Source organism: Paenibacillus sp. FSL R5-0345, from assembly GCF_000758585.1.
In the GTDB taxonomy this organism is placed as follows: Bacteria; Bacillota; Bacilli; order Paenibacillales; family Paenibacillaceae; genus Paenibacillus_AQ.
Window position 1 is genome coordinate 2,440,011 of the sequence record NZ_CP009281.1, and the last position, 22,979, is coordinate 2,462,989.

Annotated in this window: 23 protein-coding genes and 1 riboswitch; of the genes, 20 read left to right on the top strand and 3 right to left on the bottom strand. The window is 43.1% G+C overall.

Translation table 11 applies throughout. From position 1 onward, the window contains the following. Positions 1–138: 138 nt before the first annotated feature. From R50345_RS10480 to R50345_RS10510, 7 genes are all read left to right on the top strand, one after another. Positions 139–759 (top strand): DapH/DapD/GlmU-related protein, encoded by a 621-nt coding sequence (locus tag R50345_RS10480; protein ID WP_042126328.1) that lies wholly within the window; start codon positions 139–141, stop codon positions 757–759. Then, positions 756–2,117, top strand: a complete 1,362-nt coding sequence (locus R50345_RS10485; RefSeq protein WP_042126330.1) for an MATE family efflux transporter — start codon at positions 756–758, stop codon at positions 2,115–2,117. Before R50345_RS10480 ends, R50345_RS10485 begins: the two co-directional genes overlap by 4 nt. Before the next feature lie 52 nt (positions 2,118–2,169). Beyond that, positions 2,170–2,553 (top strand): VOC family protein, encoded by a 384-nt coding sequence (locus R50345_RS10490; RefSeq protein ID WP_042126332.1) that lies wholly within the window; start codon positions 2,170–2,172, stop codon positions 2,551–2,553. 43 nt (positions 2,554–2,596) lie between these two features. Further along, positions 2,597–3,244: a sugar O-acetyltransferase gene (locus R50345_RS10495; RefSeq protein WP_231574130.1), complete on the top strand. Its 648-nt coding sequence runs from the start codon at positions 2,597–2,599 to the stop codon at positions 3,242–3,244. A 513-nt stretch (positions 3,245–3,757) separates the two neighbouring features. Beyond that, positions 3,758–5,152, top strand: a complete 1,395-nt coding sequence (locus R50345_RS10500) for an ammonium transporter (protein ID WP_042126336.1) — start codon at positions 3,758–3,760, stop codon at positions 5,150–5,152. Positions 5,153–5,191: 39 nt separating this feature from the next. Beyond that, positions 5,192–6,265 carry a DUF294 nucleotidyltransferase-like domain-containing protein gene (locus tag R50345_RS10505; protein WP_042132052.1) on the top strand — a complete coding sequence of 358 codons (1,074 nt, stop codon included), beginning with the start codon at positions 5,192–5,194 and terminating at the stop codon, positions 6,263–6,265. After that, positions 6,262–7,011, top strand: a complete 750-nt coding sequence (locus tag R50345_RS10510; protein WP_042126337.1) for an exonuclease domain-containing protein — start codon at positions 6,262–6,264, stop codon at positions 7,009–7,011. The genes R50345_RS10505 and R50345_RS10510 overlap by 4 nt, the downstream gene beginning before the upstream one ends. Here the strand turns inward: R50345_RS10510 and R50345_RS10515 are convergent. Continuing rightward, on the bottom strand, positions 6,993–7,469 hold the full coding sequence (locus R50345_RS10515) for a M67 family metallopeptidase (protein ID WP_042126339.1): 477 nt from the start codon (positions 7,467–7,469) through the stop codon (positions 6,993–6,995). The two genes, R50345_RS10510 and R50345_RS10515, sit on opposite strands and share 19 nt — an antisense overlap. A gap of 195 nt (positions 7,470–7,664) precedes the next feature. Here R50345_RS10515 and R50345_RS10520 point away from each other — a divergent pair, with 195 nt between their 5' ends. After that, positions 7,665–8,228, top strand: coding sequence for a TlpA family protein disulfide reductase (locus R50345_RS10520; protein ID WP_042126341.1), 564 nt, complete (start codon positions 7,665–7,667; stop codon positions 8,226–8,228). 95 nt (positions 8,229–8,323) lie between these two features. Here the strand turns inward: R50345_RS10520 and cimA are convergent, their stop codons facing one another. Next, the gene (gene cimA, locus R50345_RS10525; RefSeq protein ID WP_042126343.1) at positions 8,324–9,943 is read right to left on the bottom strand and encodes a citramalate synthase; all 1,620 of its coding nucleotides are present in this window, start codon (positions 9,941–9,943) and stop codon (positions 8,324–8,326) included. Between the two features lie 179 nt (positions 9,944–10,122). Between cimA and R50345_RS10530 the strand changes: the two genes are divergently transcribed. From R50345_RS10530 to R50345_RS10540, 3 genes are all read left to right on the top strand, one after another. After that, on the top strand, positions 10,123–11,454 hold the full coding sequence (locus tag R50345_RS10530) for a DNA polymerase IV (protein ID WP_442950203.1): 1,332 nt from the start codon (positions 10,123–10,125) through the stop codon (positions 11,452–11,454). Between the two features lie 160 nt (positions 11,455–11,614). Continuing rightward, positions 11,615–11,857 (top strand): ferredoxin, encoded by a 243-nt coding sequence (locus R50345_RS10535; protein ID WP_042126345.1) that lies wholly within the window; start codon positions 11,615–11,617, stop codon positions 11,855–11,857. 134 nt (positions 11,858–11,991) lie between these two features. Beyond that, positions 11,992–13,428, top strand: coding sequence for a L,D-transpeptidase (locus R50345_RS10540; protein ID WP_042126347.1), 1,437 nt, complete (start codon positions 11,992–11,994; stop codon positions 13,426–13,428). Here the strand turns inward: R50345_RS10540 and R50345_RS31665 are convergent. Beyond that, positions 13,425–13,562, bottom strand: a complete 138-nt coding sequence (locus R50345_RS31665) for a hypothetical protein (RefSeq protein WP_167348489.1) — start codon at positions 13,560–13,562, stop codon at positions 13,425–13,427. The genes R50345_RS10540 and R50345_RS31665 overlap by 4 nt on opposite strands. A gap of 211 nt (positions 13,563–13,773) precedes the next feature. Between R50345_RS31665 and R50345_RS10545 the strand changes: the two genes are divergently transcribed. The 9 genes from R50345_RS10545 (at position 13,774) to R50345_RS10585 (ending at position 22,877) form a co-directional block, all read left to right on the top strand. Further along, positions 13,774–14,868, top strand: coding sequence for a quinone-dependent dihydroorotate dehydrogenase (locus R50345_RS10545; protein ID WP_042126349.1), 1,095 nt, complete (start codon positions 13,774–13,776; stop codon positions 14,866–14,868). 30 nt (positions 14,869–14,898) lie between these two features. Then, the gene (locus tag R50345_RS10550) at positions 14,899–15,711 is read left to right on the top strand and encodes a GTP diphosphokinase (RefSeq protein WP_042126350.1); all 813 of its coding nucleotides are present in this window, start codon (positions 14,899–14,901) and stop codon (positions 15,709–15,711) included. Next, positions 15,701–16,153, top strand: coding sequence for a DUF309 domain-containing protein (locus R50345_RS10555; RefSeq protein ID WP_042126352.1), 453 nt, complete (start codon positions 15,701–15,703; stop codon positions 16,151–16,153). The genes R50345_RS10550 and R50345_RS10555 overlap by 11 nt, the downstream gene beginning before the upstream one ends. Positions 16,154–16,255: 102 nt before the next feature. Continuing rightward, positions 16,256–17,782, top strand: coding sequence for an RsmB/NOP family class I SAM-dependent RNA methyltransferase (locus R50345_RS10560; RefSeq protein ID WP_042126355.1), 1,527 nt, complete (start codon positions 16,256–16,258; stop codon positions 17,780–17,782). Positions 17,783–17,784: 2 nt separating this feature from the next. Beyond that, positions 17,785–18,549, top strand: a complete 765-nt coding sequence (locus R50345_RS10565; RefSeq protein ID WP_042126357.1) for a pseudouridine synthase — start codon at positions 17,785–17,787, stop codon at positions 18,547–18,549. 269 nt (positions 18,550–18,818) lie between these two features. Beyond that, complete coding sequence (locus R50345_RS10570; protein WP_042126358.1) at positions 18,819–19,619, top strand: Cof-type HAD-IIB family hydrolase; 801 nt, start codon at positions 18,819–18,821, stop codon at positions 19,617–19,619. A 264-nt stretch (positions 19,620–19,883) separates the two neighbouring features. Beyond that, on the top strand, positions 19,884–20,357 hold the full coding sequence (locus R50345_RS10575) for a hypothetical protein (RefSeq protein WP_042126360.1): 474 nt from the start codon (positions 19,884–19,886) through the stop codon (positions 20,355–20,357). 164 nt (positions 20,358–20,521) lie between these two features. Then, positions 20,522–21,700: a copper amine oxidase N-terminal domain-containing protein gene (locus tag R50345_RS10580; RefSeq protein WP_231574132.1), complete on the top strand. Its 1,179-nt coding sequence runs from the start codon at positions 20,522–20,524 to the stop codon at positions 21,698–21,700. A gap of 117 nt (positions 21,701–21,817) precedes the next feature. Then, positions 21,818–21,909, top strand: a riboswitch (cyclic di-GMP riboswitch). A 119-nt stretch (positions 21,910–22,028) separates the two neighbouring features. Beyond that, positions 22,029–22,877 carry a DUF6612 family protein gene (locus tag R50345_RS10585; RefSeq protein ID WP_042126364.1) on the top strand — a complete coding sequence of 283 codons (849 nt, stop codon included), beginning with the start codon at positions 22,029–22,031 and terminating at the stop codon, positions 22,875–22,877. Positions 22,878–22,979: the final 102 nt, after the last annotated feature.

The following is a 22,979-nucleotide window of genomic DNA, read 5'->3' on the forward strand; positions in this document are numbered from 1 at the left end:
TACAGCTCCCTTAAACCAAATACGATTTTAATAGAATTATATTTGATTTCGGTGGTTAGGACTACAAGGAAATTATACAATTTTGATATTGCACGACAATAATACAGAATCCAAAAGATTTTATAAGGAGCCAGAAAGATGACGATGAGAGAACGTATTGCCTCCGGTAAACTATTTACTGATTATTGTGAAGGACTGCCTGAAGACAGAGTAAAGGCGAAAAGAAGAATGCATGCCTTTAATTTAACGACGCCAGATGATCTAGATAAGCGTACACAACTCATTCAAGAAATATTTGGAAAAGAAACGAAGGCGTGGATCGAGCCACCTTTTTATTTTTGCTATGGTACAAACATTGAGATTGGAGATGGGACGTACATTAATTTTAATTGTAATTTTGTTGACGACACTAAAATTATTATTGGAAAAAATGTTATGTTCGGTCCTGCTGTAACCATTGCTACAGTAGGACATCCAATCCATCCGGATTACAGAGGATATATGTATGCTGAACCAGTGGAAATTGAGAACAATTGTTGGATTGGGGCGAATGTTACAATTTGTCCTGGAGTCACGATTGGTGAAAATACTGTCATTGGTGCCGGCAGTGTTGTAACAAAAGATATTCCGGCTAACTCCATTGCTGTTGGCAATCCATGCAGGGTGATGCGCACCATTAATGAACACGACCTAAAATACTATTACAAGGACAAAGAGATCACTGAGGAAGATCTGGATGAAGAAGCGCGCTTGAGATGAGAGATAAGCAATTCAATCGCCAATTGCTTAATTTGGTCATTCCGATTGCTTTACAAAACCTCATTTCATCGTTAGCTGTGACCATAGATATATTCATGTTGGGTTTTATAAACCAATCTACAATGTCTGCCGTATCGTTAGCTGGGCAAATTACATTTGTATTAACACTGTTTTATATGGGATTGTCTGCAGGGGTAGGGATTTTGACTGCCCAGTATTGGGGAAAGAAAGATTTAATGACAATTGAACGGGTCTTTAGTATCGGATGTACGATGTCTATTATTATATCCGCTATCTTTTTTGCAATATCGCTGTTGATGCCGGATCACTTAATGAGTTTTTTTACAAATGACGACACGTTAATACGATATGGATCGAGTTTTTTGCGAGTGATCTCGTTCTCCTATCTGATAAGCGGAATATCTCAAATGTACTTTAGTGTAATTAGAAGCATGGAAAATGCCCGTGTGAGTGCCTGGATCAGCTCTATGTGCCTTGTATTGAACATTCTCTTGAATGTAATAAGTATTTTTATACTTTATCCGGATCAGCCAGAAAAGGTTATCGTAGCCGTTGCTTTCTCGACAGTTCTGGCACGTATCGTTGAATTTGGCTGCTGTATCATCCACTCGATCAAAGCTGGTTTAAAGTTTAGGTTACCTTTACATGACATGGTTCAGCGTAATTTGATTAAGGATTTTCTGAGGTATACACTACCCGTTCAAGGAAACTATATTGTTTGGGGATGTGCATTAACTGTGACATCTGCAATTATTGGACATATCAATGCGGATATGGTCGCTGCAAATTCAGTTGCCTCGGTCGTTAAGAATCTGGTTATTGTATTATGCGGAGGTCTTGCAAGTGGGGGTTCCGTACTTGTTGGTAAATATTTAGGCAATGGCGAAATTGAAATGGCTAAAAGAGCTGGGAAAATATTGAATGTATATGCTATATGGTTTGGAATCATTGCAGGTATCACCATGCTATTACTGAAGCCTTTGGTGTTTATGCTTGTCAATTTGGATGATCAAGCACAAATATATTTGAGTGGAATGCTGCTGGTCTGTGCTTATTGTTGTATTCCGAAATCAATAAACTCCACGACGATTGGAGGAATATTTGTTGCTGGAGGGGATTCCAGATTTGGATTTTGGTGTGACACGATTGTAATGTGGGGCATCATATTACCGCTGGGATACATGAGTGCATTTGTGTGGCAACTCTCCCCTCTAACGATATTTATTATCCTCAATTTAGACGAGGTTATTAAAGCTCCGATTGCCTTAATACGTTATTTTAAATATAAATGGCTTAACAATATTACGAGGGACCTCACATGGAGTAAGTGTCGATGAAGGTTCTAATTTACAGAAAAAGAAAGATTAATAAAAACGAAAGGAGATTTTCATGAAAATTGAACATATTGCTATGTATGTACAAGATTTAGAAAGCTGTAGACAATTTTATAGCAAATTCTTTAATGCTAAGTCAAATAGTCAATACCATAATCCCAAAACTGGATTAAGGACCTATTTCCTCATGTTTGAGGGTGGCGCAAGATTGGAGATTATGAGTAGACCGGATATGGTAGAAGGCGTTCATGATCTATTGCGGACGGGCTTAACTCATTTAGCTTTTAGCTTAGGCAGTAGGGAACAAGTAGATCTGCTAACCAAGCAATTGGCGGAAGCGGGGTTTAGAACGTTAAGTGGGCCGCGGACCACTGGTGACGGATATTATGAAAGCTGTATAATTGGGCCAGAAAACATTCAAATTGAACTTACTGTCTAATAATGAATTCTTGATTACATGTAGCTCAAGAAAACTAAAAGAGGTGAAGAATTTGACAGAAGAAGAGCGAATATTCAAAGGGATATTATACAATCCAGGAAACGTAGAATTAAAGCGTAAAAAGCTTCTCGCCCACAATTTGAGTAGTCAATATAGTCGAACATTTGAGGATCAGACAGAGGAACGGGAGGAGATATTGTCACGGTTACTTGATAGCATGGGTGAGCATTGTTTTATCCAGGGTCCTGTGTTTTTTCATTATGGTGTGCATACGAAAATTGGTAATCATTTTTTTGGAAACTATAATCTTACAGTACAGGATGATGCACAGGTTACGATAGGTGATCATGTTAGTTTTGGGCCTAATGTAACCATCGTTACACCTGTTCACCCATTCGTCGCCTCCGAGCGTAGACAAATGCTTGATCAAAATGGTGATGCTGCGGTATTATGCTACGCTAAGCCTGTTAGCATTGGTAACGATGTTTGGCTCTCAGCCAATGTAACTGTATGTGGAGGGGTTACGATTGGAGATCGATGCGTAATAGGTGCAGGTAGTGTCGTGACTCAGGACATTCCAGAAGATTCTTTTACAGCAGGTGTACCGTGTAAAGTAATCCGAAAAATAACTAACTTGGATAGCATGCGACATAAACCGGACATACTCACAGATTGCCGTATAAATGAGTAGAGAAGAAATGAAGCAGAATCCATTTGCTTTCTAAAATGTTCATTCCGAGGGCACCCGCGAGGGTGTCCTTTGTTTGTGTACGTCTTGTGGTACCTTTTATTGATTGAAACCCTCAAAAGGGGCGAAACCAAGCTTAGACAAGAACAAAGGTGTCGACTCGTGAGATCGAATCAGCGGGAACAGAGGCAAATGCGCGGATCGAGGTACACGAACTAAATTTAAGATCTAAATATTACATCATATGTCATGTTTATATAGAGAAATGGAGAAGAAATTCAATAAAAAGGTAATATCAGGGGGTGTATTCACGTAGTTATTTCAATGATTATGTGGCTGTATGGGTCCAAAATACTGAGATAGTCCAAGCGTACTATGGATATTTTGTGTGCTTGATGAAAATAAATTAAAAACATTCCCAAAAATAGTCTTGTCAATTTACCTGACTTCTGATTATAATGACATTAAGAGTTTCACGCTTTGTTAGAAAATATAACATTGGGGAGTGGGGTAAAAATGAAAAAGAAATGGTTGATGATGTTACTGGCCATGATTACACTGATGGTTTATCCGGTAAGTGCTTTTGCGGCAGACGGTCCGACAAACGCAGATTTGCAAATCGGGTTGGACACTGCGTTCACCTTCCTGGCATTCATTTTAGTTTTCTTTATGCAAGCGGGGTTTGCAATGCTTGAAGCAGGTTCAGTTCGGATGAAGAATGCAGGTCACGTAGCCGGTAAGACGGTACTGACACTGGCCATTGCGAGTCTTTGCTTCTGGGCTGTTGGCTTTGGTCTTGGCTTCGGTAACGGTAACGGCTTCTTCGGAACTACAGGCTTCTTGTATGGCGGAGATTCAACAGCATCTTCATTTGAATCACTTGCATTTTCTGATGTTACTTTAAATGTTAAATTCTTGTTCCAAATGGCCTTTGCAGCGGTTTCCTTAGCTATCGTATCTGGAGGTATGGCAGAACGTGCAAAGATTAGTGTGTACATTATATTCGGAATTTTATTCTCAATCGTAATTTATCCTGTCGTAGCGCACTGGGTATGGGGTGGCGGTTGGTTGGCTGAGCTGGGAATGCAAGATTATGCGGGTTCCACGGTTGTCCATCTTACAGGTGCAACTGCAGCGGTAGTAGCGACCATATTGCTTAAGCCACGACTTGGCAAGTTCAATAAAGATGGTAAACCGGTCATTATTCCAGGTCATAACCAAGTATTCACTGTACTAGGTGTGATTATCCTCTGGTTTGGTTGGTTCGGATTCAATCCAGGTAGTGCTTTGTCCCCAATGGGAGGTTTCTTTGGTCACGTAGCATTAACTACGAATATCGCAGCAGCAGCAGGCGGATTGGCAGCTTTGATTGCTTCTTGGTTGTATTTTGGTAAATCTGATATTCCTGCAATGCTGAATGGTGTTCTAGCTGCGCTGGTTGCAATTACTGGAGCATGCGCTTATGTTGAACCATGGGCAGCAATTATTATTGGATTGGTTGCAGGTGCGTTCACATTCATGACTTCCCAATGGCTGGAACGTGCAGGGCTTGACGATCCGATCTATGCTTTCTCTGTACATGGTATTGCGGGAATGTGGGGGGCGGTTTCCACAGGTCTATTCGCTGTACCGGAGCTGATTACTAAAGGTGGCTTGGTAGGGGAAGCTGGATTGTTCTACGGTGGCGGTTTCCACCAACTGGGTGTTCAAGTACTGGGGGTAGTTGGAACTTTTGCTTTCGTAGCTGTACTTTCTTTCATCATCTTGTATGTAATGAAGGTGACGATCGGACTTCGTGTTACGGAAGAAGAAGAATTGATGGGTCTGGATATCAGTGAGCATGGTACTTACGGATACCCTGAACAAATGAAATTAATCGCTGAATCGGAATCCAAAACCCTTAAACAATAATATTAATCCTCAGACAGGGAGGCGGACCGTGTGGCTTCGATGGAGTTAACAGATGAGTATAATGATGAAAGCTTTAGGACCATCGTCTTAGCCGGTTCGCCACAGGAGCTTAAAGAGAGGCGAATTGCTTGCCAAAGTATTCTGCTTGAACAGTTAAATGTGATTCCAATTGAGGAATGGATGTTTCGTGTGAATACGATGCATGATCTTATTGCACAGACTGCGGTACTCATATGTGAGGCGCAAATGAAAGAGGCGGGCTATGGCCCGCCTCCCTGTGCTTATTCCTTTATTGTGTTTGGCAGTAGTGGGAGGCAGGAGGCTACGCTGTGGAGTGATCAGGATAATGGACTGATCGTTGACGGTGAGCCAGATGGTGAGAAGAATAGATATTTTGAATTTTTTGGAACGATATTATCCGATCTGCTTGAAGAGGTAGGATATGAGAAATGTGCAGGGAAGGTCATGTGTTCCCAAGGGATGTGGCGGAAGACCTTATCTGAATGGATGGAGCAATTGAAGGAATGGAGAACCCAATTGGAATGGGAGCCTATCCGGTATCTTATCATTTCTTCAGATATGCGCCATGTTGCAGGAAGTGCTGAGTTATCAGCGCTGTGGCAAGAGGCTTTTTATGAAGGCTTTGTTGACAACGAAAAGTTGTCCGTTGCCGTTCTTCGTAATACAGTCCGCCATAAAGCGACTTTGAATCTGCTGGGACAGGTGTTGACAGAGCGCTTTGGTGATTATGCAGGTGGATTTGATATTAAGTATGGGGTCTATATCCCATTAGTAAATATTGTTAGACGATTGTCATTATTGCATGGAATTAAAGCTAACTCGACCTTAGAGCGAATTGAAGAGCTTGATAAGCTTCACAAGTATCAACATTTGGATAATATTCGGCGAGCTTTCTTGCTGGCGATGCGGATGCGAGTGAACACACCATTTAGTGTCCAGGATGGACTGTTAATCAGCAGTGATTATGTTGCTGAAAGTGAACTGAAGAATAAGCAGCTGTTGTCTGAGCTGCGAGAAAGTCTGCTGCTTGTTAGACGTCTTCATCGGGCGTTGCAGCGTCAGCTCCGCTCAGCGGAAAGGTGGCGAACATGAGGGAGCCGAACAAGAATGGGGGATTTTGGAATAACCTGAGACAAGGCGGAATGCCGTCGGCGATCGCTTCGATGAAGGGTGGAGAAACGGCTCATCAGACTGCACAGCAAATGGCCTATATCCGATCACTCATGCGTGAAAAGCGTCGTCCTGAGGTGCTGCGTACCCCGCTGTCAGAACTTGAGACTGTTATATTTGACTTAGAGACGACGGGATTCTCTCATCAGCATGGGGATGAAATTATGTCGTTTGGTGCAATTAAGGTTGTTGGAGAGAATATTAAGGAAGATGAATGCTTTTATACCTTGGTGAATTGTCAGACGACTATTCCAGATGATATTACGAGGTTAACAGGGATAACGGAAGAAATGACTGGGTCCGCCCCCTCCTTAATAGATGGTCTTCACAATTTTATGTCCTTTGTCGGGCAAAATGTGCTGGTGGCACATGCAAGCTCTCATGATAAAGCTTTTCTTAATGCTGCGTTATGGAAAACTTCTAAAGTTCAGCTTACACACCGGGTGCTGGATACGATGATGCTTGCACGTTGGCTCGAGCCGCAGCGTAGCAACTATACACTCGACGAGCTGTTAAATGTCCATGAAATTCCGGTTCGTGGACGTCACAATGCATTAGAAGATGCCAAAATGACAGCCCAACTATGGGTGGCTTATCTTCGAGAAATATCGGAGCGGGGTCAAGTAGATACCTTAGGTGATTTATATGCTTATTTGAGTAGAACGTGAAGCGGGGCTTGAATTAATTCAGGGACAGGTGTTCCTTGTTCATTTGAATACCGCTCAATATAAAATCCATTCAGAATTGGAGAGCAACCATCTTTAGTTCTGGGAGAACCGATAAGGTAGATCTTAAATTCAGGCCCTAGTGCTGCTAATCCTTTATAATCAGCGAGCGAGGGTATTGGTTCTGAATTTGGATGGGAATGAAATAAACCGATGAGTGTCGGCTCATTGTAAAGGACATGAATCCACTCTTCAGGGTGGGGAGTAAATGTGTGCAGCGGGTCTGGCGCTACGTTGCGCATAGGTACGTAAGTATCGATGAGCATGCCACCCGCTGCGGCAGCACCCAGCAGGACTCCGCATGCTTCATGCGGATAACTGGACAGCAGGTGCTTCCCCAGCGCTTGCTGTACGGAATGTTTCAGTCTTATAGGCTGAATATTTCCCTGTAATGTTGCCATTTGTTCACCCCTCTCTCTTCATTAGGGTTTCGTCGCTGACGGAACCCTCTTTTTTGTATGAAAATATGTGTACAAGTTTCTTGCTATACAAAAATTTTTATATTTCTTTTTCTCTAAAAAATGGATGGTTTGAAATTGAAGTTAATGAGGGTACAATAGTAGAAAACTATTCCATTTGAAAAGGAACAGATCCCAATGAAAGCAGTAAATAAATTAAATATCACGATAGTAATTCTTATTGTATGCGTAGCAGGGTTTGCGGTGTGGCATAATCGTGAGCCGAAGGCTGTCGCTGTTTTTGGACAGCAAGATGAGCCGCCAATGAAAATTGGGCCTAGGGCTGGATTGCTCGCGCCTTCATTTTCACTCCAAGGAACGGATGGAACTATCTATGCTGTTAACGGTCCGCGTGAGAAGGCGGTCCTCGTTAATTTCTGGGCATCCTGGTGTGATCCCTGCAAGCAGGAAGCTCCTGAGCTTAATGCCATGGCGGAAAAGTATAAGGATGTTCTAGATATTTACGGTATTAATGTGAGTAGTCAGGATTATAAACCTAATGCAGAACGTTTTATCAAGAAATACGGTCTTGTATTCCCGGTTATGTTTGATGTGAAAGATGAGGTATATAGCAAATATAACGGAGCCGTATTTCCAACCAACGTGCTTATTGACAAGAATGGAGTCATCTCAGAAATTATTTTGGGCATTCTTAGTCCGGAAGAGCTGGAGAAGAAAATAATCAAGCTTACCGAATCATAAAGGGTCTACACCTAGAATTATAAAAGGCCCCCTTCATTACAGTTGGACTGTTGAAGGGGGTTCTTCGTCATATGAATGCTTATAAACGATATGAATTAATGATTTACCAGACCTCTAGGTTCACTACTTGCAGAATTTTCATTGTCCAGCGAGAGTTGATTCAGAAGTGCGTAACGCATACTGTCAACAAGTGCTTCCCAGCTTGCTTCAATGACGTTACTGGAGACGCCAACCGTACTCCAAGTGTCTGTGAAGTTTTTAGATTCAATCAATACCCGTACCTTCGCCGCAGTCTGATCCTGTTCATCTATTACACGGACTTTATAGTCGGATAGATGCATATCTTTCAATTGCGGGAAGTAGGTCTGCAGCGCTTTACGAAGAGCGTTGTCGAGTGCGTTGACCGGACCGTTACCTTCAGCAGCGGTATAGAGGTTCTCATTGCCCACTTTCAATTTCACGAAGGCTTCAGAGACTACGGGATGCTCTGCGGTTTTTTCGACTAACATCTTGAAGGATTCAAAAGTGAAGGTTTCGTTCATCTCGCCGGTAGCTTCCCGAAGCAGAAGCTCCAGTGACGCATCGGCACCTTCAAATTGATAACCTTGATGTTCCATCGTTTTGATCTTTTCGATCACCCGGCGAGCTTGCTCACTGCTTGGGTCCAGATTTAAACCCATATCCTGCGCTTTGGAGAGCACGTTGCTCTGTCCAGCCAGTTCAGAGACCAGGACGCGTTGCTTGTTGCCGACAAGCTCAGGAGCGATGTGCTCATAGGTCCGTGAATCGCGCATGATGGCGGAGACATGGATTCCACCTTTGTGTGCGAAGGCTGCATTTCCAACGTATGGCTGGTTTACCGGCATATTAACATTGGCTACTTCACTGATGTAACGTGCTGTGTTCGTTAGCTGTGGTAATGAATCACCAGGAATACAGTGGTACCCCATTTTGAGCTGAAGGGTAGGGATGATAGAACATAGATTGGCATTTCCGCAACGTTCACCGTACCCATTGATGGTGCCTTGAACTTGCCGTGCTCCAGCTCCGATGGCGCTAAGGGTATTAGCTACCGCCAACTCACAGTCATTGTGAGTGTGAATTCCGAAATTCGCTCCTGGGAGTTGTTGACTCAGAGTAGTAACGATCTCATGAATTTCAAATGGTAATGTTCCACCGTTGGTATCGCACATCACAAGCCAATCTGCTCCGGCTTCCCGGGCTTTGGACAGAACGGCTGCTGCATATTCAGGGTTGTTCTTGTACCCGTCAAAGAAATGCTCGGCATCAAAAATCACTTCTAGGCCTTGACGTTTCAAATAGGATATGGAGTCGCCAATCATGGCGAGATTCTCCTCAAGTGTAGTTTGTAATGCAGTGTGCACATGAAAATCCCAAGATTTTCCGACGAGTGTAGCAGCAGGAACCCCTGCATCAATCATACGTTTTAAATTGTCATCGTTTTCGGCCAAGGAATTCTTCCGCCGAGTGCTGCCGAACGCTGTAATTTTGGCGTTCAGATGAAGCTCCTTGACTCTTTTAAAAAATTCAATGTCTTTATTGTTGCTTCCCGGGATGCCACCTTCAATATAGTGCACACCCAGATCATCGAGCTTCTTGGCAATCTTCAGCTTGTCGTCAGCCGACAGACTGATACCTTCACCTTGGGTGCCGTCGCGTAATGTTGTATCGAAGATGGAGATGGACTTAGACATGAGTGTCCTCCTAAAAGTTTTGTAAGCTTCGTCTTCCGGATTCACTTCGTGCAAAACTCACATCGGAAGCATTGGCAAGGGAAATGAATTTATATATTATAGCATTTTTACGCGGGAATGTAACAAAGAACTTTACAGTTACTAAAGTTGACCTAACCGCAGCGGAGAGGTATTCTAAATTGGACAATAGAGACCCTGAGGATAAGAAGGTAGATATTGTGCAGAATGTTGATCAGTATTATCCAACGAGTGGCAGGGTCATCCTGCATGTGGATATGAATGCTTTTTATTGCTCGGTGCATGAGGCAGAGGACCCGGACCAATTCAGAGGTAAGGCTACTGCAGTTGCAGGTAGTGTTGAATTACGGAAAGGGATCATTGTTACTTGTTCGTATGTCGCCCGCAGATTGGGGATCTCGACGGGTATGCAGGTACAAAAGGCACTTCGGATTTGTCCATCGCTTATCGTTATTAAGCCGGACTTCCATTTATACCGGAAATATTCTAATGCTTTTATGCAGATTGCCTATAGCTATACACCTTTATTGGAAGCAGTGTCGATAGATGAATGTTACTTAGATATCACGGGCTCCAGGCAATTCGGTACTCCTATGGAAATTGCGGAAACTATCCAACGACGTATAATGGAAGAATTGGGTTTGCCGTGCTCTATTGGTATTGCCCCAAATAAGCTGCTGGCGAAGATGGCCTCCGATTTAAAAAAACCAAATGGTATATCGGTACTGCGGCTTCGCGATGTTCCTAAGATTTTATGGGACAAGCCATGTAATGAAATGTTCGGTATAGGTGGAAAAACAGCAGAAAAGCTTCGAAAGCTGGGTATTTACAGTATTGGTCAATTAGCAGCAGCGGATGAGAAAATGCTCGTTGAGAATTTTGGAGTTATGGGCTCATGGCTAAAGCGTGCAGGGAACGGCATCGATAATGGGATAGTAAATCCTGAACGAGAGCAAAGTAAGTCGATCGGACACACCACCACACTGCCGCGGGATGTCGTTGGCCTTGCTGAGGTACGACCCATTTTGCTGAATTTAAGTGATCAGGTAGCCCGGCGCTTGCGTAAGCAAGGGCTTGTTGCTTCGGGTGTTCAGCTAACCATTCGAACGCCAGATATGAAGACGATTACTCGCTCGCGTCAGCTTGAGGCACCTTCAGAGAGTGGTGAAGATATCTACAAGTCTGTTTGTGATCTCTATGTTCGACATTGGAATGGTGAGAAGCCAGTTCGACTGCTTGGTGTGACATTGCAAGGATTGATCGCTAAAGAGGAATCTGCAATTCAACTGGATTTGTTCGATTACGAACGTCAGCCAAAGAAAGAATCACTGACCAAGGCCATGGATATGCTGCGCAATAAATTTGGTGAAAATGCAGTTTTGACCGCCGGGATGTTAAGTGATACTCATTCTGCAAGGCTTCGTAATCATAAAGAACGTGGTACCTCGCTGCAAAAGGATAACCTGCTATCTGTTGAGCCGGATAATGAGTGACAAGAACGTTCTTTGACGTGTCAAAATATATGCCGTAGATTGCGTCAGAAATGCAAACGTATTGAAAATCAATTGAAATTGTATTCTTTTTATATTAATATGAGAAAAATAAGACGCTGGTTCAACAGCGCAGTATTGCTCAACGGGAGGCAGAGAAAAAATGGCTAAGTACACTTGGGTCGAAAAAGACACTTGTATCGCTTGCGGTGCATGTGGCGCGACGGCTCCTGATATTTTTGATTACGATGATGAAGGTTTGGCGGAAGTTATTTATGAAAATGACGGAAACCACGGTGTGACAGCGATTCCGGATGATTTGTTTGATGATCTCCAAGATTCCTGTGACGGTTGCCCAACCGACTCCATTAAAATTGCGGACGAACCTTTTAACAAAGAAGGTTAATTACTCGATAAAGAGTAACGTACGACACAACATAAAGACATCTCCTTTGAACTTTTTGTTCAGCTAGGGATGTCTTTTTTGCTATGTCTGACCGATATTAATAAGGTAGGAATTATAAATACTCGGAGGTTCCGATGAAGAACTCACAGCACCTCAAAGCATATGTACAGATGCACCCGGATAACAAGATGGCATGGTACTTGCTGGGGAAGGAATACTATAAGAACGGTCAACAAGGAAAAGCCAACTATTGCTTCAATCAGGCTGGTGAAGTGTATGAGGCTTTCGAGCATAGTAAGGTACCTGCTGAAATGCTACGCGAATACGAAGATGGATTGCTGCAGGTGAGTCGCCAGCGTGAGCGCGGTCAACAAAGATTGAGATACATATCAATGGTACTAATGCTTCTAATATTGCTAATGGTACCTTCAGCAGTGGCTCCGGGCATTGGGGTTACAGGAGATCAAGAAGTGCTTCAAGATGCGTCTGTTTCAGAAGTCAAAGATCTGCCAGATCAAAAAGACTCTGTCCAAGAGCTTGTTATCGAGGCAGGAAAAATGATGTATACGGCGCAAGAGAATAAAGGCGCGGCTTCGCAAGGGAAAGTAATGGCGAAAATGCTAATCCGTAAAGAACCTTTTCAAGCTGCTGCATTAGGGATGGAGCGAGAGGGCAAATGGCTGCTCTGGAAAGAAAAGCTTCCGCTAAATTTCACGCTGCAAAAGAATGGAAAGGGAAGGATGGTGTATCAGTCTTACGATCCTAAGGCATGTGCATGTGAGCCGCCTGAGCAAGGTGAGCTTGCCAAGGATGCGGCAGTGTGGCAGAGTGACCAAGAGGAAATTTCCACATTATGGAGTGCAATGCGGTCTTACCAGAATGATAAAGGTAAGCTTCCTGCTACTTTATCGGAATTAACAGGAACTTTTCCTGAGAACTGGATTGGTGGGACGACAACCGTCATGCAGCGGGAATTCGGCCCTCTTAAAGCGGTAGCTATGACTAAGGTGACACAGGGAGCGACAGAAGCCACTGCGGAGCCTTCAAGCTCAACTAACGAGGGTGTAAGGAGTATACCGACAGCATTAAGTGAAAGTGGAAGTGTTGCGAGTGATATTCCTTTTTTTGATCAGCCGCTAAGAGTCATTGTAGATAAACAAAACTACCGATTGGCCGTTGTCAGTGGTTCTATTATTTTACGGAATTATGCAGTAGGGCTTGGCGGAGATAAGACACCAGAGGGTGAATTCTTCATTACAGATAAAGTAGTGAATCCGAATGGACGAGATGATGGGGATTTTGGTAGCAGAGGGCTTCAGCTTTCAGATAGTAATTATGCGATTCATGGCACGAATGAGCCTGACAGTGTCGGCAAGGATGAATCACTTGGATGTATTCGTATGGGGCGAGAAGATGTGGAGGAGCTATTCGCGCTGATTCCTAAAGGTACAAAAGTAGTGATTAGTAAAGGGGTTCTGCCTGAAGAGCAGATTGTGCCGGCTAAACGCTTCAGCTCTACTGCTAAGCATGATCAGACCAACCCCCACAAAGTATACCACTGGCTGAATTAGTTTCCTGCAACGATAAACAGAACAATGATTAGAAGAATTAGTAAAGTTAAACTGACGCCAATCCACATTAGCGCTTTACGGTTAACTTCTTCTTTCTTTTGCTGCAAAGTTGGTGGTTTACGTTTAGTTGACATACTGGGCATACCTTCTTTCTCTCTTAATCGCTGAATACACCTATATTGTAATGCGTTTACAAGAAAATTACTATACTCAGCGTCATGTACTCTACATACTCGCACTGTAAAATACTTTTCTTTTGTTCAAGAAAAGGCTAAAATTAAGAAGAAACCTACAGAAACGGGTAGACACGTGGATTTGTGAAGTACCCCTTAAGGAGCGAGAACGGTGTTGTATCGTAATTTTGGTAAACCAATTTTCTTTAAGATTGATCCCGAGAAGGCTCACCATCTCGTCATAGGTGGATTGGATAAATCGTCATCAGTGCCAGGCGGAAGCGCTGCGCTGCGTTTAATGTACGGAGTTCCTGAAACGGCGGATTTAGCCGTTGATCTGTTCGGCCAGCATTTTCCGACCCCGGTTGGACTTGCAGCAGGCTTGGATAAAAATGCCGAAGCGGTAGTTGGATTCTCTTCGATCGGGTTCGGATTTATGGAAGTGGGCACGGTTACCCCTAAGGGTCAACCGGGTAATGATAGCCCGCGTTTGTTCCGTCTTCCTTCGGATGAAGCGCTGATTAATCGAATGGGCTTCAATAACGAAGGGGCTGATGCCATGGCACAGCGTCTGAAGAAATTAAAGAATCGGAGAATTCCGATAGCAGTTAATATTGGCCGGAATAAGATAACTAGTAATGAAGCGGCTCATGAAGACTATCGTCAATGCATCCGTACGCTTTATCCGTACGGTGATTTTTTTGTGGTCAATATCAGCTCGCCGAATACACCTGGTCTGCGCAGTCTCCAGCATGGCAGTGAATTAGCGTTCCTGTTAGCACAAGTGAAGGAAGAGATGGAGATTCAGCGTAAAGCCACCGGTATTACCAAAAGTTTGTTGGTTAAGATAGCACCAGACGTAAGTGACGAAGAGCTTGAATATATGGTTCAGACACTGACAGAAGCTGGTATGGATGGTATTATTGCTACGAATACTACATTGAACCGTGATGGACTTAGTCATGAAAAGGCTAATGAGACGGGGGGCTTAAGCGGTAAGCCGCTACGCGACCGCTCAACGGAGATCATTCGCAGTATTTATCGCCAGACGGAAGGGAAGATGCCGATTATTGGATCAGGCGGTATTTTCACCAGTCAGGATGCGTATGACAAGATAAGAGCAGGTGCGAGTCTGGTAGAAATTTATACAGCTCTCATCTACGAAGGACCGGAGGTTAACCGCAAATTGCATGCCGGATTACGGCAGCTCTTACGGCGGGATGGATTCAGTCATATCTCTGAAGCAGTGGGCGCTGATCATCACTGAAGGAGACGAAAGGACAGGAGGACGAAGGCGATGGACGGCAGGGACTGGGGAACTTTTTTGCTTCCATATGAACAGACTGTGGAAGAATTGAAAGTTAAATTCAAAACAATGCGTTCGGAGTTGAAGAAAAGAGAGGAATACACGCCGATAGAATTCGTAACTGGTCGTGTAAAGCGGCTGTCAAGCATTCTGGAAAAGGCTAAACGGCTGAATGTGAAGATGGAAGATCTGGAGACGGGGATTGAAGATATTGCAGGAATTCGGATCATGTGCCAATTCGTGGAGGATATCCGCAGAGTGGCCGAATATATCCGGGCCCGTAAGGATCTTGAAGTACTCTATGAGAAGGATTACATCACTAATTATAAAGAGAGCGGCTACCGCAGCTTCCATATGATTATTAAATATCCTGTGCAGACAGCGCTTGGCCAGAAAATTGTGCTCGCGGAGATCCAAATTCGTACGCTAGCTATGAATTTCTGGGCAACCATAGAGCATTCCCTGAACTATAAATATCGGGAAAGTCTACCCGATGAAATGCGTGTTCGACTAAAAACAGCAGCTGAAGCAGCATCGATCCTCGACAGCGAAATGTCCAGTATTCGGGAAGAGATTCTGGAAGCACAGAAGACATTCGAGGAAAATTCGAATATGACCACTCAGATTCTCAAGGCCATTCATCAATTGTATTTCTATCATTTGGTGAATGAAGCAATAGATACGCAGGCTCGCTTTAACGAAATATGGCAGGTTCAGGATATGGAAGCAATGAAGGAACTTCTGGATCATGTACGGGGACTTCTTTCCGCAGCTAAAAAGGATAGTTTACCGGATGGCTTATGAACCATTGTACTTGGAATACCTAGTGTACTTTAATCGTGACAGGGATTATTTTGAATGTCACGAGGTGCTCGAAGAACTGTGGCTTGCCCAGGACCGAAATCCTTTGTACAAAGCACTTCTCCAAGTAGCGGTAGGGTTATACCATTTTCGCAATCAGAATGTTCGCGGTGCAGCTATTATGCTGAGTGGTGCTTCTGCCAAACTGGAAGAATATCCAGCAGTGACACTCGGCATTAATCTGGCGAAACTCGTGGAAGAAGTGAAAGATTATGTTCGGCGCTTAGCATTATATGATGAACGGCCATTTTCTTATTACGATCTAACCATAGAGATTATTGATCCAAGTCTAGCCGACCAAGTGGAGACTGCAGCTGTAGCTATCACACCGAATAACCCTCAACGACGTGGTCCTCAGAGACCGACATCCTTTCATCGTAAGTAAAAGATCCTCTATATATGAGTATTGTATAAGGGACACCCGTAAGGGTGTTCCTTGAATCTTTAAACACCTAAATTTTTGCAATACTATCAGGAGGACGGCATCATGGCGGCACAATTGCCTAGTTCTTTCAGCGAACGTATGATGGACATGCTGGGAACAGATTATAATCAATTTGCGAATTCTTATAAGGAAACTCCTTACGGAGGCGTCCGTGTTAACACATTGAAAATTTCCGTGGAGAGTTTAAAAGCTCTTTCTACTTTAGGATTGGAACCGATTCCTTGGTGTCCTACTGGATTTTATACAGAGAATGGCGCTAGACCAGGCAAACATCCTCACTACCATGCAGGATTGTATTACATTCAAGAGCCAAGTGCGATGGCACCTGTAGAATTGCTAAATGTAGAGCCGGGTGATCGTGTACTTGATTTATGTGCCGCACCTGGAGGAAAATCTACTCAGATTTCAGCCAAGCTGTTAGGGGAAGGATTGCTGGTTAGTAATGATCTTCATCCGGAACGGACTAAAGCCCTAGCCAAAAATCTGGAGCTGTATGGAGTGCGTAATGGTGTTGTACTGAATGAAAGCCCAGATCATATCGCGGCTGCATTCCCATTATTTTTTGACAAAATCTTGATTGATGCTCCCTGCTCTGGTGAAGGGATGTTCCGTAAAGATGAAGACATGGTGAAGCAGTGGGATTCAGGTACACCTGCCAAATATGCTTCCATGCAGCGGGATATTTTACGTTCTGCTGCAACAGCATTGGCACCGGGAGGTACACTTGTCTATTCCACCTGTACCTTTGCTACAGAAGAAAATGAGGAGATTATAGCGGAGTTTATTTCTGAACATCCACAGTTCTCAGTGGTAGCGGTAGGAGGTACAGGCTCATTCGCTCCTGGCTTCGGAGAACTCTCAGGTACAGCAAGACTGTGGCCGCATAAGGTGAAAGGCGAAGGACATTTCATGGCTGTATTGCAACATGGGGGAACTAAGCGCTCAATGGAGGAACGTGATCACTTAGAGGTCAAGTTAAACGAATCTGCAAGAGCAAGAACTACTACTCCAAAAAGTGCAGCACATGTTAAATCATCCAATAAATCAGAAGGAAGACGGGGGAAAGAAGGGAAACCCTCTCACAAAGCTACTGGTGGCGCTGACCGTGGTCGGCAAGTTTCAGGTGACGAGCAGGCTTTGGCTGCGTATGGGAGTTTTGTACGAGATCAGCTTGGCTGGGAACCTCAAGGATATCCTGTTCTGTTCGGGGATCATTTGTACATTTCTCCGCTTCCTAAGGAAAGACTAAATGGATTAAAGACGATTCGTCCGGGATGGTATGTAGGACAAATCCGTAACGGCAGATTTATTCCAGGTCATCCGATGGCTACAGCTTTACATCCGGGAGAAAGCTGCCGAAGTGTCTCACTCTCCAGTACGAATCATGAAGCTATTTCCTATCTTAAAGGAGAGACGTTGTCGATTGCTCAAGAACGTCTCTCTATTAGAATAGGAAGTGCCCAAAAAGGATACGTTCTGGTCTGCATTGACGGTTATAGCGCAGGCTGGGGGAAATGGCAGGATGGCATACTCAAGAACGAATATCCCGCAGGCTGGAGGTGGATGTAACAATGAGCCAATCAGGTAAGCCCGCCAAAAAACAACGATTAGATAAAGTATTGTCCCATATTGGAGTGGGGTCGCGCAGTGATATCCGTAAACAAGCTAAACAAGGCTTAATATTGGTGAACGGGACAGTGGTAAAAGATAGTGGGTACCATGTGGATCCTTATGCCGATAAAATAGAGGTAGGGGGAGAGGCTGTTACCTACCGTGAATTCATATATCTTATGATGAACAAACCCCCGGGTGTCCTGTCAGCTACGGAGGACAAGCGGGATCGGACAGTTTTGGATCTTTTAAAGCATGAATATGCACAGTTTGAACCGTTTCCTGTAGGAAGGCTAGATAAGGATACTGTGGGACTGCTTCTGATCACTAATGATGGGAAGCTTGCCCATGAATTGCTGTCGCCACGTAAGCATGTCCCGAAAACGTACGAGGCAACCATCGAGGGCGATGTAGACGCGGATGATGTCGCGGCTTTTGCAGCAGGGGTGGAGCTGGAAGATGGCTACGTTACTTTGCCTGCACACTTAACCATTCTTGGAAGAGAGCGCGGCAGCAAAGTGATTTCCCATATTTCACTTATCATTACTGAGGGGAAATTTCATCAGGTGAAGCGTATGTTTCAGGCGGTAGGCAAAAAAGTCACTTTTCTGAAACGTGTATCTATGGGAGAATTGAAGCTTGATGAAAGTCTGCCGCTGGGAGCTTGTCGGGAACTGACGTCAGAGGAGCTGGCACTCTTAGGGGCAGATGGGTCAGAAGGATAGTAGAGAAACTGATATATAAATTGATATATAAATTGAATTTGGAAACTTGGTATAAGAGAAGGGAGAGACGGAGGGGAATTTTGGAACTGTAAGAGCGATAGCGACCGCCTTTGTTTCCGGATTTCATCCGCTATTAAACGGTATAAATTAAGAAATCTGGAAACAACAGCGGCTGGAAGTCCAAACATTCACCGTAGTTGCGACTGACACTTAACACAAAAGCCTCAAGTTCAATATATATAGAAAAAGAAAGACAAGGATGGTGGAGTATGAGATACAAACTGATTGCACTAGATGTGGACGGTACGCTATTAAATGATGATCACCACTTAAGCTCTGAGAATAAAGAAGCTATTGCTGAGGTTACACGCCTTGGCGGTCAAATCGTATTGTGTACGGGACGCAGTCCACAGAACTCGATTCCTTTTATGGAGGAAATAGGGCTGTCTGGTTACGTACTAGGTCACAACGGGGCTGCAACGGTACGTGTGAAAGATCGTGAAGTATTGCATCAATACGGTATGGATGCACGTGGTCTTGACCCCTATATTGACTATTGCCGTAAACACAATATTCATTATGATGTGAATACTGCTTTTGATATGTACGTTGATAATGTAGAGAACCTGACAAAAGAAGCTAATTATATGTATGAGCACTTTCGTATTGTGCCAGCAACACTGCCAGCCTGGGAAGATTTCCGTGAACCGGTTGTTAAGTTTACTGTATTTACACAGCCAGAAATCCTTGACGAAGCTGAACGTGAATGGCGTACTTGGGCTCCTGAGTACAATATTTTGCGAAGTGGTGAATTTTTCGTTGATTTGATGCATCCGGAATCCTCTAAAGGTAACGCTTTAAAAAATCTTGCTGTGAAGCTGGGAATACCGCAAGAAGAAGTTCTCTCCATCGGTAATTATTTTAATGACATTTCTATGCTTACTTACGCAGGGATGGGTGTGGCGATGGATAATTCTCCTGTAGAGGTAAAAGCGGCAGCGAATGCTGTAACGGGTTCGAACAACGAGCATGGTGTGCGTGATGCGCTCGTAAAATATTGTTTATCCTAAGATTTTTTGGATTTGTGAAATAAGTTTAGGTGCAAAGCATAAAGCGGACGGGAGTCTGTTTTATGCTTTTTTTGTTGTGAAGGTAATTCATTCTAGTACTCTTTGGTTTGCTAGTTTCATATCCTCCTTTAATCTCTATACTTGTTTGATATAATAGATGTTAATTCCAATATTTGGTTGATGTATTCTTAGGTGAATTGATGGTATGTGTACCCAAATAATTTGCTACCTTTTACTTGTTATGTAATACGAAGGAGGGAAGAGATGAAGAGTGTTTTTTCTTATGTTTTATTAATATTGATTATTTTAATAAGTGGATGCAGCGGTAGTAATCAAGATAGGGTTTTATCGATGAATTATGATTTCGCTGAGCCGTTTAGATTTCCATTTGAAGTGAATGAAGTTCGTACGAAGATAGAACTTGATAATCCATATATACTCCAACAATATATCTTTCATTATAAAAACAAGCAGACCACACAGGAAATTAGGTTGATTCTAAGTAAGGTTATAAATGATCCAGAGAAAGTATCTGAACAAGGTAAACAACCTTATACACTAAAAAACGGAAAACAGGCTTATTACGATGAGGATGAGACCAGTCAATCTATTTGGTGGGAGAGCAAAGATGGTTTCTTGGCCCGCTTTGTTTATTATATCAACGGAAATCTTGATCTGTTAGGTGATTACAAACTGGATGATTCCGATCTAGTAGACTTAGCTAATCAAGTTCAATAGTATTTATAGAAACACTTCCCTTCATAAAAAATTCATCATGGAATGGGACGGAAATATAGAAGAAGTTGAATTAAACAGGTAGAACAAATTACGCCATTATTGAGAATAGGATGTGTTAAATGGTTAGAAAGTTTGCGGTTCTTTTATTGAGCTTTTGCTTGATAATGACTACACCGCTTGTTATAGGGACAGCGTCTGCTGACAAATCTATTCAGATGTTTGTGAATAATGTAAAGGTTGCTGGCGTTCATCCGATCTTAAAGTCTGGTGTTATGTACGTGCCGTATCGCCAATTTTTCTCCGCCATGGGTTATAAGGTATCATTTGATCCTGATACTCGTAAAATCTCAGGGGTCATAAGAGGTGCCAAAATCGAATTCTGGGCTGGTGAGGCTATCATTTACTACGACGGAGTGACTTATTATTTGGATAAAGAGATTCCTGTCCTTAATGGACAAGTGTATCTTCCTCTTCGTTTGGTTAGTAACTTAGCGAAATATTCGGTTAGTTATGATCAATCTAAGCTATCTGTGAGCTTGAAACCGTACGGAGAGGGTCAGGAAGCTGCTATTCAAGAACTACTTACGAAATACTACGAAACGTTTAGTCCCCGTTTATTAACATCTGATAATCTTAAATTAGGTTATATGAATCTAGAATATGATTATGAAGCTAATCAACCAATCAGTGAAATCGCAGTTAAAGACTTCAAAGTGACAATAGATCGGATTGAATACACTTCTGCTAGTGAAGCGAATCTTCAAGTAACTTACATTAAGAACACAGAAGAATTGAAGCGAGAAGCTGTGTATCTTTTCGATATTCGATATGAACGAGGACAGTGGAAGATCGCGAATGATAGCTTGATTTTTAATCGTATGGAGCTTCCTGCGGATATTGATAAGAAAGCTGCGGTTATTATGGAGAATCATCAAACCGAGCAGAATGCCGTATTGGCAGATCTAAGAACCTATTACAATGCGTATAACTCCGAAAATCTTGATCTTACTACCCAATATACAGACCCCTCGATTATTAAAGAATGGAATGCTGTTGTGTTCAGTTCGGTGACATGGGAAAGTATGATGAAGGGGCACTTTGCCAATTCTGAATCGAGGTACTTGCTAACCGACGAACGAGTCGTTTACCTAGGAGAAAAGGAAGCTGTCGTCCATGGGAAACTCGATTGGAGCGATGTTACATACAATGAAGGGGTAGACAATGATAAATACGAAGCTCTTATTTACTTGAAATATGTTAAGGGTCATTGGACTTATAATACTGACACCAGCCTAGACCAGGACTTTGATGAAAGAGAAAACAGCAATTTGAATAAAAATTAATCTATTACCTTTATTGTAAAGATAAATGGAAGATAAGTCGTTTACAGGTAAATATGACCATGCTAAAATTGGCAAAGGGACAAACGTCCTTTAATCTAATTTAAACTAATTGAATGTCCGCGTTAAAGGTAAAATCATCGAAAGATGATGACACAAAGCCATGGGTCTAAAGCCTTTCTACAGAAGGAAATGATCGCCAGGCCGCCATAGGGATGTCTTATGAATCATAAAGGATAGTTCTGAAGGACGTGTAGTCTATTTCGAGCTGTTTTTATTATTCCGACCTATACGGTGTTACATTATCGCAAGGGGCCGAAAGGGGAAGTACATGAAGAGTTTTTTTAAAACAATAGGTACAGGGTTGGCAGCGGGTGCTTTATTGCTGTCCGGAACGATCGGATGGATGTCTAATCCTCAAGTTGTGTCTGCAGCTACGACAGCAGCAGTCACTGCGGATCAAATGATCAGCAAAGTAACGGCAGCCTCCAAAGCACTAAAGAATTTCCACTTAGATGTGACCAAAAAACAGGATATTCAAAGCGGAGGGGTGCGTATCAGCAACACCAACACACTGAAGCTGGATATCAACCGTCTGCCGAATTTTGCCGCAGCAGGCACCGTCGATAGCAGTCTTTTAAAAACATCTTACAGCCTGTATGCCAATGACAAGGAGTATTACTATCTTGTAGACGGAAGTGAGCTTATCGATGAATCTGAAGACGAGGGTTACGACGATGACGGGGAGCCCATCGATCCCAATGCACAGTATTGGCTTGGACTGGAGAAGGCGGAGTGGAATGCTTTTTACTCGAAAGGTCAATATGATCCTGTTTCCATGCTTGATTCGGTCAAAAGTTATAAAAAATCGATGAAAGTCAACAATGTTGGCGCACAGACGGTCCTACAGTTCACGATAACTGATCCGACAGCAGCTAAGGGAATAATCGCGCTGTATGACCAGGAGAATCTCTGGGATGGTGAGACCGTTCAACCGAAAAGCGTAACTTGGAAATTGTTCGTCAATACTAAGACCTGGCAGACGGAAAAGCTGACAGTCGATCTGAGTTATGTGCTGACCAGTGACGGAGAAAAAGATACATACACCACGAAAATTGAAGCTAAATATTCCAAGAATAACAAAGGTACAGCCATTGTAAAGCCGGCTGAACTAGAATAATAAAGGCATTTCATATCGAGTAAAAAGCGCTGTTCAATAGAGCAGCGCTTTTTGCTCGATTCTTGACAGTGGCTACCGGTAGTGAGATCAGTAAAGAATAGT

Bases quoted from the DNA above. Each gene is read 5' to 3' on its own strand.
- R50345_RS10480 (WP_042126328.1), top strand. From the start codon at position 139: ATGACGATGAGAGAACGTATTGCCTCCGGTAAACTATTTACTGATTAT.
- R50345_RS10485 (WP_042126330.1), top strand. From the start codon at position 756: ATGAGAGATAAGCAATTCAATCGCCAATTGCTTAATTTGGTCATTCCG.
- R50345_RS10490 (WP_042126332.1), top strand. From the start codon at position 2,170: ATGAAAATTGAACATATTGCTATGTATGTACAAGATTTAGAAAGCTGT.
- R50345_RS10500 (WP_042126336.1), top strand. From the start codon at position 3,758: ATGAAAAAGAAATGGTTGATGATGTTACTGGCCATGATTACACTGATG.
- R50345_RS10505 (WP_042132052.1), top strand. From the start codon at position 5,192: ATGGAGTTAACAGATGAGTATAATGATGAAAGCTTTAGGACCATCGTC.
- R50345_RS10510 (WP_042126337.1), top strand. From the start codon at position 6,262: ATGAGGGAGCCGAACAAGAATGGGGGATTTTGGAATAACCTGAGACAA.
- R50345_RS10515 (WP_042126339.1), bottom strand. From the start codon at position 7,469: ATGGCAACATTACAGGGAAATATTCAGCCTATAAGACTGAAACATTCC.
- R50345_RS10520 (WP_042126341.1), top strand. From the start codon at position 7,665: ATGAAAGCAGTAAATAAATTAAATATCACGATAGTAATTCTTATTGTA.
- cimA (WP_042126343.1), bottom strand. From the start codon at position 9,943: ATGTCTAAGTCCATCTCCATCTTCGATACAACATTACGCGACGGCACC.
- R50345_RS10535 (WP_042126345.1), top strand. From the start codon at position 11,615: ATGGCTAAGTACACTTGGGTCGAAAAAGACACTTGTATCGCTTGCGGT.
- R50345_RS10540 (WP_042126347.1), top strand. From the start codon at position 11,992: ATGAAGAACTCACAGCACCTCAAAGCATATGTACAGATGCACCCGGAT.
- R50345_RS31665 (WP_167348489.1), bottom strand. From the start codon at position 13,562: ATGTCAACTAAACGTAAACCACCAACTTTGCAGCAAAAGAAAGAAGAA.
- R50345_RS10550 (WP_042126350.1), top strand. From the start codon at position 14,899: ATGGACGGCAGGGACTGGGGAACTTTTTTGCTTCCATATGAACAGACT.
- R50345_RS10555 (WP_042126352.1), top strand. From the start codon at position 15,701: ATGGCTTATGAACCATTGTACTTGGAATACCTAGTGTACTTTAATCGT.
- R50345_RS10560 (WP_042126355.1), top strand. From the start codon at position 16,256: ATGGCGGCACAATTGCCTAGTTCTTTCAGCGAACGTATGATGGACATG.
- R50345_RS10565 (WP_042126357.1), top strand. From the start codon at position 17,785: ATGAGCCAATCAGGTAAGCCCGCCAAAAAACAACGATTAGATAAAGTA.
- R50345_RS10570 (WP_042126358.1), top strand. From the start codon at position 18,819: ATGAGATACAAACTGATTGCACTAGATGTGGACGGTACGCTATTAAAT.
- R50345_RS10575 (WP_042126360.1), top strand. From the start codon at position 19,884: ATGAAGAGTGTTTTTTCTTATGTTTTATTAATATTGATTATTTTAATA.
- R50345_RS10580 (WP_231574132.1), top strand. From the start codon at position 20,522: ATGACTACACCGCTTGTTATAGGGACAGCGTCTGCTGACAAATCTATT.
- R50345_RS10585 (WP_042126364.1), top strand. From the start codon at position 22,029: ATGAAGAGTTTTTTTAAAACAATAGGTACAGGGTTGGCAGCGGGTGCT.